We start from the raw sequence: 12069 nt of genomic DNA, 5'->3' as shown, positions 1-12069 counted from the left end.
AATTAGCCGTCGACGTTTGACGAACCAGTGATTTTGTCACTGTACATCGCCAATTTGCCGAGCACTTGATCGATGGCATGTGACGACACGTTGTTAGCTTCCAACGCATCGGTCAAGTGGCCACAGAATTTGGAGAAATGGACTCCGGTGATTCCACGGCCGGCATGAACCTTGGTCAGGTCCGCGCCGGTGTACTGAATGTCTCCGGAAGTGATCGAAGCGATGAACTCGGTTTGCATCCGCGCCAGCTTTTCGATCGGCACTCCATCAAAGAAGTGAGTCAACTCTGGATCCGCCAGAACCCGAACGTACATCTCGTCGACAACACGACGGACGCCATCCATTCCTCCGAGCTGGCCCAGTAAGTCGGGTTCGGATTGACTCATGATGGAAAATCTCCAGTCAGATTACATAGGGGTCGGTTCGTAAGGAATGTCTTCGATCAAATCCATGGGCAATGGAGCCACGGTCATGCCGGCTTCCTTGCAGATTCCATCGATGGCTTCTTGGGACTTCTGCACCAAGAATTCGCGAGTCTGCCCTTTGTACTGTGACGTCGAAGCCGTGGGGCTCATCGGGCCGCTGAAGTTGGTCTCGTTCAGGTGGCTGACGACCTTCACGTGATCCAAGGTCATGCCATTCAGTTCAGGAAGCAAACGATCGGTCGACTTAACAGTTGCCAAGTCAGCTTCTTCAGGAACGGAACCGAGACGCAGAGCAACGATCTTTTCGCCCGAAATTTCGCTGAGCTGATCCATCGCACCGTCGCCGACAACCCAATCCCAGGTATCGATGACATAGCCAACGTTTTCGTTTGGCACGGCGTCGACCAACGCACGGAAAGTTTCGACGTTGTTGACGAAGGTGAACTCTTTGCCTTCCAACAACTCAGCACCGGCACGGAAGCCAATTCCGAGCTTGATTTCGCGTTGTCCCAAGACGTCAGCGATTTGTCCCAAACGGTTGCGTTGGACGTCGAAAAACTCATTGAACGGCAAACGATTCGTTGCCGCGGGAACGCGAATCAACGCACGCTCGGCACCCAATTGCTGAGCGATTTCGCCGAGCGGGTGCAGTTGAGCAACGGCTGCGGTGAAAGTGTCATCGTCCGAGTCCAGATCGATTGCCAATTGGAACGAGCCGATCTTGATTTCCGACGCCTTCAGATACTTCGAGGCGTCGTCAAACGAAGTCCGTTGCGAACGACGAAGCATGTCGTGCATGTCGACGTCCATGCCACGGAAGGCGTAGGTCAGGGCCAGTTCGATCAACTCACTTTGACGACCGTTGATGCCGAGCGCGGAAGGACAGAAGTTTTTAAACATGGTGATTCCTTGATTGATTTGCTTGGTTTGTTTTGGATGGTTTTACGGTTGGGACAATGAATGCGGCGACCAACGCCGCAATCAGCATCAACGACGACGGCCGCGAGAATTTCCGCCGCCTGATTGACCGCGACCTCCGCGTGGAGGCTGAGTCTTACGGCCCTTCAAATTGCTGTCGACAATCTGATTGACGATTTCGTCCCAAGTCGGAACATCTGGATCTTTCTTGCGAGAATCCTTGCGTTCGCCGCGACGTCCACGTGACGAAGATCGCTCGCCATCGCGGGCTGAGCCGCCGGAACGCTCTGAACCACTCGAACGATCTGAACCGCCATCTCGCGAAGAACCGCCCGAGCGTTCCCGGTCATTGTCCCGATCACGATTACGGCCACCGCGAGATCGCGAACGACCTCGAGATCGAGGCTCTTTTTCGCTGGACGCTTCTTCGGGTTCGGTATCGACCGAATCGTCATCATCGGCAAATGCGAATCGTGGCAACTCGTCATCAAACGAGTCGTCATCTTTGTCGGATTCCGAACCGCGACCACTGCGAGCCTTCACTTCGGAAGAATCACGCTCTTCGCGTCCGCGTCCGCCGCGTCGACGACCACCGCGACGCGAACGTCGACGGCCCGCTCGGGGTTCGCCATCATCTGAATCTTCTTGCGATCGCTTGGAGTCTCGGTCCGCAACGGGCTCATCAACCGAGCCATCATCGACGAACAAGTCGGCCGCGAAGGAATCGTCGTTGGATTCCAGATCGGAATCGTCCCAAGCTTTGGCGCGAATCTCTTCACGCCCACCGGAACGACTTCGCTCACCACGTTTGGACTTTGGCCGTTCCGAACCGGACCGATCCGAATCGGTTCGATCTGCTTTCGGGCGATCTTCTGCACCGCGATCGGAATCCGATCGTTCACCACGTCGTCCACCTCGACGTCGACGACGCCCGCGAGTTTCAGACGAATCGGAATCAGATTCTTCGCGGTCACCGCGTGGCGATTCTGAACGAGCTTCCACCACGACGTCCGATTCGGACATTTTCTGTCGTTGACCGCGCCGGCCACCACGACCTCCGCGAGACGACGATGTTTCCGAAGGCTTCGATTCACCGGAGTCGTCCTGTGAATCATCGGCGTCACGACCTCGTCGCCCGCGTCCGCCACGTCCTCGGCCGCCCGCGTTCCGATCTCGACCGGACTTTGCGGCGGGAGCTTGGTCGTCTTCGCCAACCGAATCAGTTTCGTCGACCGAATCTGCATCCCAACCGGCGATTTCAACGGTATCGGATGCGATCAGATCGGACTCATCATCGAAGGCTTCTACATCAGAAGTGTCTTCGTCATCTGAGTCGTCGCTACCGAGCAAACCGCTAGCGAACCCGCCACCGCCACTTTTCTTGCGTGGAGGCTCGCCCAGATCAGGGCTGCCACGGTGCTTGCGATCGCGTTTGGAAGCGGGAGATTCGTCTCCACCCGTTTTCAGCTGCGATTCTCGCTTGGAAATTTTGTTTTCGGCCACACCAAATCCGGATGGGGCTTCGTCTGCGTCGTCGTCCTCATCGGCAACGCCAAAACCTGGCAACTTCGGCGGTGGCTTGACGGCGGCGAGTGCCTGCAGCACGTCATCGGCGCCTTCGTCGTCGCTCGAGAAAGCAGAGGCTTTCTTGGGTGCGGTTTCCGAAGTTTCTTTTTGCTCTGGCGCTGCGTCAGATTCCTTGTCTTTCGATTCGCAGGATTCCGCGACGGGCTCAGGTTCAGCAGCAGGTTTTTCAGGTTCGACTTTGGCGGCGGGGCGATCCGGCGGCTTGGGTGTCCCCAACAAACTCGCGAGGATATTCCAATTGTCTGGCATGTGGTTTCCAATGCGACGCCAACCAGCGAATCGATGGAGCCGATCAAAAATGGCTCGGGATGCGTTAGCTAGGCGTCGACAAAAAGTGTGCAATGATCTGAACTGGCTTCAATCGCGGCGTGGACTCTGCCTGCGTGCAGGAAACCGGTTCGTGGGCCGACCGACATCGATTGATCGGGCTCCGCTCCCCATCTCTGACACCCTTTTCTCTACAAGAGTGTCCCTGTGGTACCCGAATTTTCTCGAGCAATTTTGCAATGGGGCGGCGAGGCATCGCGGCGTGCGCGGCATCAATGGACGATCCGTCGGATTGTCAAGCCGCTAGGTATAACGTTCGGACGATTTTCGCCCAAGGGTGAATCAACGTCCCCAGCCCGATTTCGAAGGTTTCGAACCGAATTCACAGCCCCGGCGAACTGAAAACCGCCATCCGCAGCGTCATCGATCGCCAACCCGTCCATCCTGCGGATCGCTCAACCAATTTCTCGCCCCCCAGCTTTCTCGCTCAATGAACCGGGCGAACAGAGAACTGCACCAACTCAGCCGTCAGATCCCTCGGCCGCGGACGACCTCACGACAGCCGGCTCGTGGCAACTGGCACAGTGCAACGCACCCAGCCCCCAAGCGATGTCGAAGCAATCCACCCCGACAACCTCAACGCCGGGGCACAATTCGCGAAGCAACGCCAAAGCGTGCTGATCGCTATCCGGCGATCGAAACGTTGGCACCAACATCCGATCCATTCCCAACCGCAAGAAATTGCAGTAGCTCTGCGGCACCGCGGCGCCATCCACTTTCCTGGGTGGCGGAGTCGGCAAACGATGAATCGTCACCACCGGATCCGTTTGCCGCGACCACAGACGCAACTTCCGGTAATTCGCCTCTAAACCCGGGTAGTTCTCGTCGTCTTCGGAACTGGCAACCGCACAAACAACGTTTTCGAGATCCAAAAACCGTGCGATTTGATCGATGTGGCCGTCGGTGTCATCACCCGCGGGAGCACCGCCGTCGATCCACACAATTTCTTCCACGCCGAGACATTGATTCAGTCGCTGCGAAACCTGCTCTTTCGAAACGCCAGGATTGCGAGCCGGATCGAGCAGACACCCCGGATTCACGAGTAGCCGCCCTGCCCCGTCGGTCTCCAACGCCCCGCCTTCCATGGTCAAACCGCCGTCCAAACGCTTTAAACCAGCGATTTTCGCGATTTCCGCACCTGCGGCCGCATCCGAATCAAAGGGCTCGTACTTTCCACCCCAAGCGTTGAAACGCCAATCGACGGCAATTTTCTCACAATCAGGGCCGAAAACGAACGTCGGACCGTAGTCGCGAATCCAACAGTCATTGGTCGGGATATCAACGATTCGCAGTGAACCGCTCTCAACCAAGCCAACTTCCTGCAGATGCCTGCGACAATCCTCTGCGACCAAACCGGTCGCCAGAATTCGCACGGGAGTGGACGCGTGGATCGCACGGACAAACCGAGCAAAAGCGGCCGGCACAGGCTCAAAATGGCCCGGCCAGGTCTCTCGGTTGTGCGGCCAAGCCAGCCAAACAGCTTCGCAAGGCTCCCATTCGGCGGGAAAGCGGTAGCTACGAAGAGGTGACGCGCCAGCTGCAGATAAAGAATCGGGCACGTTCAAACGCCACTGCCTTACTCGACCTTGATCTCTTCTTTGACCTTCTGAACGAAGTGAGGCGCCTTGCCTCCCTTGCTCAGTTCTTCCGAACGCTTGAGCGCCTCGTCTTTCTGGTCAAACTCGAAAACGGCGACCCGTTTCAAGTTTTGACTAAAGACACCCCAATAAAGACGCAAGCGAACATCGGCGGCCGCCTTCTTGGTTTTCCGGCTGGACGCTTTTTTTCGCTTGGCCTCAGCGGCCAACTTTTCAGCGGCTTCTGCTTCGGCAGCTTTTTCCTGACGGCTGATGACCTTTCGAGCCATAAATCAGAGCTGTGGGGGTTGGAGGGTGGACAATCAAAAACCAATGGACGAACTGCGAAGCGTATCCATTCACCAGCGTTTTGTCACGGGGCTAGCGTCTAAAGCGGCAAGCAATGTGAAAAATTGCCCAAAAGGATCGCTGTTCGCGTACGACAAAGTCGGCTACGCTTGGATTTGTGGACGACGGGCCCGACACGGCTAACATTGGCCTTCCGGTTCGGTCGCACGAATCTCAAATAGTAAACAGCAAGAGGTTGAGCATGCAGGTGAACGTTTCCGCCCGTCACGGGGCATTGCAACCCGGCGACCAAGCATTGGTCGAAGAAAAGGCCCTCAAACTGCGACGTCTTTATGATCGAGTGAATGCGATCGACGTCACAATCGACCTCGAAAATCTCGACAAACCTCACGTCGAATTTCGCATTTCCGTCGAGCATTCTGATGATTTGATCGCGCACGCCGAAGCGACCACGGTCATCGCTGCTTTGGACTCCGCCATCCCCAAAGCTGAACAACAGTTGCGGAAGCTGAAAGAGAAAAAGACAGAACATCGCGCCACCGCCCACAAACACATCGAAAGCGTCGACACCAACGACGAATGAGCCCTCGGCCCGTCCTCGTTGCGAATCCGTGCCGGCATTTCAACTAAACGCTTCCATTCATTCGCATTTCAGACAATTTGTTCCATGAAGTTCTCCGACTTTGTAAAAACCGGCGCAATCCGCGCCGAATTGACCGCCACAACCAAAGAAGCGGTGATCGACGAACTGGTCCAGTCGCTTCTTGATGCTGGCGAAATTTCCGCTGACCAGCGTGACGATATCGTCGCTGCGATCATGAAGCGGGAAGAACTCGGCAGCACCGGCATCGGCCGTGGCGTCGCCGTCCCTCACACCAAACACCCCAGCGTTCAGCAACTGGTTGGCACCGTGGGTGTCAGCGAGCAAGGAGTCGATTTCGACTCGCTCGACGGTGAACGTGTTCAACTTTTCTTCCTCTTGATCAGCCCGCCCGAACGCCCCGGCGATCACCTGCGTGCTCTCGAGAACATTTCTCGCCAACTGCGTGACGAATCGTTCTGCCGCTTCCTCAAACAGAGCAAGACTGCCGACGACATCCAACAACTGCTGCAAGAAGCCGACGACAACCAATTTGCCGCCGGTTGAACGCTTTCCTGCTGAAACAATCCTTCAACATGAACAAACAATCAGGCAGTACCGAGCCCACACCGTTTTTCATCGGTCCTGCGCTTCCAACTGCCGTTTGCAATGTTGATTCCACTGTCACCCGCACCGCGGTGATCGCATGAGTGCCCCAATACACGAGCGTTCTGTTCGTGTCGTCAATCGCCAAGGTTTGCACGCCCGGCCAGCCGATTTGCTGGTTCGATGTGCGTCGGAATTCCAATGCCAGATCTTCCTGCAAAAGGGATCTGAAAAGGTGGACTGCCGTAGCATCCTGTCTCTGTTGACACTCGGTGCGACCGAAGGAACCGACTTGACGGTTTCCGCTCAAGGACAAGACGCCGAACAAGCCCTCGAAGCCGTCGGTCGTTTGTTTGACCTCGGTTTTCACGAACTTGACGAGAACTCTGGTTCGCCTGCCTGTTCGGCCGGCGGCACCAGCGATTCTCCCGACCAATCACCCTCGTAGAGAGATCCAAATGTCGTTTTTCCCGATCCTTGTTTCCCATTGCCCGGTGGTGCCGGTTCGCGTTTAGACAGCCTTTCAAACAACCAACACCGAAGCTTCGTCACGAAGCCACAAACCGAAAACGCTCACCACTCGCCCGAACCCGGCGACTTCGTTGATCGCTTTCGGTGTCGCCACATCCCAATCGTTTTGAAACGGCGGGCTGCATGAATTTGGCGTTGCGGAATCGATCGCTACCCAGCGATGTCCACTGCCCGGAATTCACACGGCCTGACCATTCATACGATCTGACATTTCATGTGGGTGGCAAAGAAACCGCCACACGGCGAGCGAAGATCAGTTGGTTGGAAAACTTGGTTTGTGCCTGGCACATTCCTGACCGCTGAACGCACAAGAAGAAACCAATCGGATCGAGTCATTCGGCATCGAAGCATGATGCTTGAATTGCAAGGCATTCCCGTGTCACCGGGTGTCGCCATCGGCCCAGCTCTCGTGCTGGACGCTGACGGATACCGCATCCCGCGTTGCATCGTCCCGGCGTCTGACGTCGAGGATGAGTTCGCGCGTCTGCATACTGCGGTCGACTTGGTCAGCGCCCACTTGGAACACAGCCGGCTGGAGACCACCGCCACCGCTGGTCGTTCCACCGGTGACATCTTCGCGGCCCAATTGCAGATGCTGCACGACCCGCGGCTGCACTCGGAATTGCAGCGCCGGATCGGTGAAGATCGCCAATCAGCCGCGTTCGCGGTTAGCGGAGTGCTCCACAATTACGCCTCGGCTCTTCGACGACTCGACAACCCGTTGCTGGCCGATCGAGCTCAAGACGTGCTGGACATCGAGCGACAATTGCTGATGCAACTCGGCGCTGTCACTCGCCAACCCCTGTCGGACCTCAGCGAACCAGTCATCGTGCTTTCGCACATGCTGACGCCCAGCGAAACAGCCAATCTCGACCGGCGATTTGTCAAAGGCTTCTGCACCGAAACTGGCGGACCCGGTGGCCACACCGCGATCGTGGCAAAAGGCCTCGAAATCCCAGCCGTGGTCGGCATTGGTGATTTCCTGCATCAGATCGCCGGCTCCAACTGCGTGATCGTCGACGGTGACCGCGGCAAGTTGATTGTCGATCCAGACGACGACGTCCTGGAAAACTACCGTGAAAGAGCGGAGTATCGACGTTCTCTGGCCGTGCGGCTCGCGGAACTCAGTCAACTTCCGGCGGAAACGACGGACGGCGTTCGCATTCAACTCAACGCGAATATCGAATTCCCCCACGAGACCGCGGCCTGCCTCGATCGCGGTGCGGATGGGATCGGTCTTTATCGAACTGAATTCTTGTACTTGTCTTCCGATGACGAACCGTCGGAGGAAGACCATTACCAGGCATACTCCGAAGTCGTTCAAAAGATGGACGGTCGCCCGGTCGTCATCCGGACGCTCGACCTGGGTGCGGACAAAATGGGCCGTGGCAACATGGCTCATCGCGAAAACAATCCGTTCTTGGGACTGCGAAGCATCCGCTTGTCCCTTCGCAACCTCGACGTGTTCCGGCCACAGCTTCGTGCTGTTCTACGAGCTGCCGTGCACGGTGACGTTCGCGTGATGTTCCCGTTGATCACAACCATCAACGAACTTCGACAGGCACGCATGCTGCTGAATGTTGTCGCTGAGGACCTGCAGGAATCTGGCCTGCCGTATCGCAGCGATCTGCCCGTTGGAATGATGGTCGAAGTTCCCGCCGCGGTGATGATGCTGGAACACTTCGCCAGCGAAGTCGATTTCTTCAGCATCGGCACCAACGATTTGGCCCAATACACATTGGCTGTCGACCGAAGTAACGAATACGTGGCGGACCTCTACCAATCGAGCGACCCCGCGGTGCTGCGACTGATTCAGCACAGCATCGATGTGGCGGCAAAGAGCCAAACGCCCGTGAGTGTCTGCGGTGAGATGAGCAGTAACCCCGGTCGTGCTCTGTTATTGCTCGGCATGGGCGTTCGCAATCTCAGCGTGCCGCCGTCGGCGCTGCCTCGAGTGAAAAAAGTCATCCGCAACGTTTCAATCGATCAATGCAAAGCGATCGCCGAACGCGTGATGAAACTAGAAGCCGCTCGCGACGTCGACCTGTATTTGCTGGATCGCCTGTCCGACTTGGCTCCTGAATTGGTGATGCAATGAGAACGCGGCCTTCTCGGCAATCACCCAATCTGCACCCCGCCGATCAACTGCGGGTTCGCTATCGCGTTCGTTTCGCGAAGACCGGTTTGCTCCGTTGGATCAGCCACCGCGACTTGGCCCTGTTGTTCGAACGTGTTGCACGCCGAGTCGCCCTGCCCTTGTCGATGACCGAAGGCTTTCACCCGACGCCTCGAATCGCATTCCCCTCGGCGTTGCCACTTGGGATTGAAAGCCTCGACGAAGTGGCCGAGATCGATTTGTGCGAAGACCTCGAAGCCGACGAATTGCTGCAGCGTCTAAGAGGCGACGAGCAACCCGGCCTCACGATTCATTCGGTCGAAAAGATCCCGGAAGGCGTGAAGAAAGCTCGCATCAAGGCAACCGAATACACCGTGTCGTTCCCTGATGACTGGGACGAATCCAAACGCGAACAAGTCAATCAAAACATCGAAGCTCTGAAACAAAAAGAATCGGTCTCCGTCGAACGCAAAGGCAAGACGGTCACCGCAATCGTGAAAGAACATTTGCCCACGATTGAACTGCAAGACAACCAACTTTTCGCCCGCATGGTCTTAGCCGATGGAGCGTCCCTGAAGATACAGGACTTGCTCGATCTATTGGACCTGAGCGACTGGCCCGAACGCGGCGCGACGATTGTTCGCACCGGCGTTGAACTCAAAGGGCCGAACCCGAATTAAACGCTCCTGATTCAGGAGCACCCATATACTTTCGTAACGTCGGCGTCCATTTGAATGTCCTTGTTGGCAATCACATCAAGCCGATTTCACACCGAAGAAAAGGTGACTTAGATGAAACGTGAAATGCTGATCAACGTGCTTCAGCCCGAAGAAAGCCGTATCGCTGTGGTCGAGAACAATCGACTCGAAGAGCTATACGTCGAACGGAAGAGCGTTGAGAATTACTCCGGCAACATTTATCGCGGCAAGATTGTCAATCTCGAACCCAGCATCCAAGCGGCGTTTGTCGACTTTGGCGTGGGCCGCAACGGCTTCTTGCACATCAGCGACATCGAGCCGCAATACTTCCGCCAAGGCGGTTACGATCCCGAAGAAATCATGCGGGAATCGGACGAGATGGCCGAAGCGGCTGCTCAACGAAATCGCGAATCAGGTCGCGGCAGCACGCGTGTGTTCAAAGGCGGACGCCCTCGCAACAAACCACCGATCCAAGAGATCTTCAAACGCGGTGACGAAGTCTTGGTGCAGGTCATCAAGGAAGGCATTGGCAACAAAGGCCCCACGCTAAGCACCTACATCTCGATCCCCGGTCGTTACCTCGTTCTCATGCCCGCGCTGTCACGCGTTGGCGTCAGCCGCAAGATCGAAGACGAAGACGATCGCAAGCGTCTGAAAAAGTGCTTGCTGTCGCTCAGCCCACCCAAGGGTCTCGGCTTCATCGTCCGCACCGCCGGTGCCGGCCGCAGCGAAGACGAACTGCAACGCGACATGGACTACTTGTTGCGATTGTGGAAAGCGATTGTTCGCCGCGTCGAAAACACGACTGAACCTGGCGAGATCTACGAAGAAAGCGACCTGATCATTCGCACCATTCGCGATATCTACAGCGATGACATCGATCACATTTTGATCGACCAGAAAGAGTCCTACGAAAAGGCTCGTGACTTCTTGAAGATGGTCATGCCTCGCGTCGTCGATCGTTTGAAATACTACGACGGGCCCGGACCTCTATTCCACAAATACAATTTGGAAGAGGAGATCGTGAAGATCAACCAACGCCAAGTTGCGTTGCCCGACGGCGGATCCATCGTGATCGACCCGACGGAAGCCTTGGTGGCCATCGACGTCAACAGCGGCAACTTCCGCGGCAACGCATCGGCGGAAGAAAACGCGTTCCGTCTGAACATTGCTGCGGCCAAGGAAATCGCACGTCAGCTTCGCTTGCGTGACTTGGGCGGCGTGATCGTCAATGACTTCATCGACATGCGAAAAGAAAGCTATCGTCGCAAAGTCGAACGCGTTCTTCGCGACGCGATGGCAAACGACCGTGCCCGCACAAAGATCCTTCGAACCAGCCCGTTTGGCTTGATCGAAATGACTCGCCAGCGGATTCGCCCCAGCCTGAAACGCAGCATCTACAAGGACTGCCCATGCTGCGAAGGCCGGGGACTGGTCAAGACGCCCGAAAGCATGTCGATCGAAGTCGTCCGCATGCTGGCGTTGGCGGTGAAGAACAAACACATCGTTCGAGTCACCGTCCGCGTCAACGATGAGGTTTCTGCATTCTTGAACAACAAGAAACGCCGAACAGTCAGCGAGATGGAAGAATGCGGTAACATGACCGTTCAAATTCTCGGCAGCGAAGGATTGTTCCCGGAACACCTGGAAGTGGATTGCCGTGATGAACACGGTGAACGCGTCGAAATCGACTCCTGAACCCAATGCAAATTGATGTCAACGAAGCCCAATCGCGAATCCGTTTCGTGGTTGGGCTCTTTTCGCTACTGGTCGCCGCCTGGGTCGTCCCAACCCACACAACGGCGAACGATTCTCCGCCCAACATCCTGTTCATCCTTTGTGATGACCATCGATTTGATTGTCTTGGCGTCGCGGGGCATCCGTTTTTGGAAACGCCTCATCTCGACACGATGGCTCGCGACGGCGCAATGCTCCGCCGAGCCTATGTGACGACGTCGCTGTGTTCCCCCAGTCGCGCATCAATTTTGACCGGGCAGTATGCCCACAATCATCGCGTGGTCGACAACTATCATGCCGTGGACCCAAACTTGGTTTTCTTCCCCGAGTCATTGCAAGACGCCGGTTACCAAACCGCGTTCATCGGCAAATGGCACATGGGTGGCGACATCGACGACCCACAACGTGGCTTTGACCACTGGGTCTCGTTCCGTGGACAAGGAACGTATTGGCCCGATGGTCACGGGACGACTCGCGAAGTCCCACAAACCACATACGATGGTTTCAACGTCAATGGAAAACGCGTTCCACAACGCGGCTACATCACGGATGAATTGACCGAATATTCGCTCGATTGGTTGAAGAGTCGTGATGCTGACAAACCGTTCTTTTTGTATGTCAGCCACAAAGCGGTGCATGCGGATTTCGTCCCCGCCGA

The 12069-nt window shown here is 56.2% G+C and carries 12 protein-coding genes; 7 read left to right on the top strand and 5 right to left on the bottom strand.

The genetic code is table 11. The features are described from left to right. Positions 1-2: 2 nt before the first annotated feature. The 5 genes from B2R17_RS06725 to B2R17_RS06705 all read right to left on the bottom strand — a co-directional run bounded on the left by B2R17_RS06725 (position 3) and on the right by B2R17_RS06705 (position 5124). Positions 3-386: a group I truncated hemoglobin gene (locus B2R17_RS06725; protein WP_008671772.1), complete on the bottom strand. Its 384-nt coding sequence runs from the start codon at positions 384-386 to the stop codon at positions 3-5. A gap of 21 nt (positions 387-407) precedes the next feature. Beyond that, positions 408-1325: a sugar phosphate isomerase/epimerase family protein gene (locus B2R17_RS06720; protein ID WP_008671771.1), complete on the bottom strand. Its 918-nt coding sequence runs from the start codon at positions 1323-1325 to the stop codon at positions 408-410. 87 nt (positions 1326-1412) lie between these two features. Beyond that, complete coding sequence (locus B2R17_RS06715; RefSeq protein WP_286763361.1) at positions 1413-3179, bottom strand: hypothetical protein; 1767 nt, start codon at positions 3177-3179, stop codon at positions 1413-1415. A gap of 539 nt (positions 3180-3718) precedes the next feature. Next, positions 3719-4729, bottom strand: a complete 1011-nt coding sequence (locus B2R17_RS06710; protein ID WP_286763397.1) for an agmatine deiminase family protein — start codon at positions 4727-4729, stop codon at positions 3719-3721. A gap of 104 nt (positions 4730-4833) precedes the next feature. Beyond that, the gene (locus tag B2R17_RS06705; protein ID WP_007328915.1) at positions 4834-5124 is read right to left on the bottom strand and encodes a hypothetical protein; all 291 of its coding nucleotides are present in this window, start codon (positions 5122-5124) and stop codon (positions 4834-4836) included. A gap of 260 nt (positions 5125-5384) precedes the next feature. On the opposite strand from B2R17_RS06705, the gene hpf reads away from it, so the two are divergent. From hpf to B2R17_RS06670, 7 genes are all read left to right on the top strand, one after another. Next, entirely contained in the window at positions 5385-5726 is a 342-nt protein-coding gene (gene hpf, locus B2R17_RS06700; RefSeq protein WP_007328917.1) for a ribosome hibernation-promoting factor, HPF/YfiA family, read from the top strand. Between the two features lie 84 nt (positions 5727-5810). Further along, positions 5811-6290 (top strand): PTS sugar transporter subunit IIA, encoded by a 480-nt coding sequence (locus B2R17_RS06695; protein WP_007328918.1) that lies wholly within the window; start codon positions 5811-5813, stop codon positions 6288-6290. Between the two features lie 139 nt (positions 6291-6429). Next, the gene (locus B2R17_RS06690) at positions 6430-6777 is read left to right on the top strand and encodes an HPr family phosphocarrier protein (protein WP_007332233.1); all 348 of its coding nucleotides are present in this window, start codon (positions 6430-6432) and stop codon (positions 6775-6777) included. 360 nt (positions 6778-7137) lie between these two features. Beyond that, positions 7138-8958, top strand: coding sequence for a phosphoenolpyruvate--protein phosphotransferase (gene ptsP, locus B2R17_RS06685; protein ID WP_008671752.1), 1821 nt, complete (start codon positions 7138-7140; stop codon positions 8956-8958). Next, positions 8955-9656, top strand: coding sequence for a TIGR03936 family radical SAM-associated protein (locus tag B2R17_RS06680; protein ID WP_286763360.1), 702 nt, complete (start codon positions 8955-8957; stop codon positions 9654-9656). The genes ptsP and B2R17_RS06680 overlap by 4 nt, the downstream gene beginning before the upstream one ends. A 111-nt stretch (positions 9657-9767) precedes the next feature. Beyond that, complete coding sequence (locus tag B2R17_RS06675; protein WP_007328924.1) at positions 9768-11372, top strand: Rne/Rng family ribonuclease; 1605 nt, start codon at positions 9768-9770, stop codon at positions 11370-11372. A gap of 5 nt (positions 11373-11377) precedes the next feature. Further along, positions 11378-12069: sulfatase-like hydrolase/transferase (locus B2R17_RS06670; protein WP_286763359.1), on the top strand; the 692-nt coding region annotated here is incomplete at its 3' end.

The organism is Rhodopirellula sp. UBA1907, assembly GCF_002337565.1.
Lineage (GTDB): Bacteria > Planctomycetota > Planctomycetia > Pirellulales > Pirellulaceae > Rhodopirellula > Rhodopirellula europaea.
The sequence above is the reverse complement of the archived record's forward strand: the minus strand, read 5'-3'. Positions and strand labels throughout refer to the sequence as shown.

Coding starts and splice junctions, on each gene's coding strand:
- B2R17_RS06725 (WP_008671772.1), bottom strand. CDS start 386: ATGAGTCAATCCGAACCCGACTTACTGGGCCAGCTCGGAGGAATGGAT.
- B2R17_RS06720 (WP_008671771.1), bottom strand. CDS start 1,325: ATGTTTAAAAACTTCTGTCCTTCCGCGCTCGGCATCAACGGTCGTCAA.
- B2R17_RS06715 (WP_286763361.1), bottom strand. CDS start 3,179: ATGCCAGACAATTGGAATATCCTCGCGAGTTTGTTGGGGACACCCAAG.
- B2R17_RS06705 (WP_007328915.1), bottom strand. CDS start 5,124: ATGGCTCGAAAGGTCATCAGCCGTCAGGAAAAAGCTGCCGAAGCAGAA.
- hpf (WP_007328917.1), top strand. CDS start 5,385: ATGCAGGTGAACGTTTCCGCCCGTCACGGGGCATTGCAACCCGGCGAC.
- B2R17_RS06695 (WP_007328918.1), top strand. CDS start 5,811: ATGAAGTTCTCCGACTTTGTAAAAACCGGCGCAATCCGCGCCGAATTG.
- B2R17_RS06690 (WP_007332233.1), top strand. CDS start 6,430: ATGAGTGCCCCAATACACGAGCGTTCTGTTCGTGTCGTCAATCGCCAA.
- B2R17_RS06680 (WP_286763360.1), top strand. CDS start 8,955: ATGAGAACGCGGCCTTCTCGGCAATCACCCAATCTGCACCCCGCCGAT.
- B2R17_RS06675 (WP_007328924.1), top strand. CDS start 9,768: ATGAAACGTGAAATGCTGATCAACGTGCTTCAGCCCGAAGAAAGCCGT.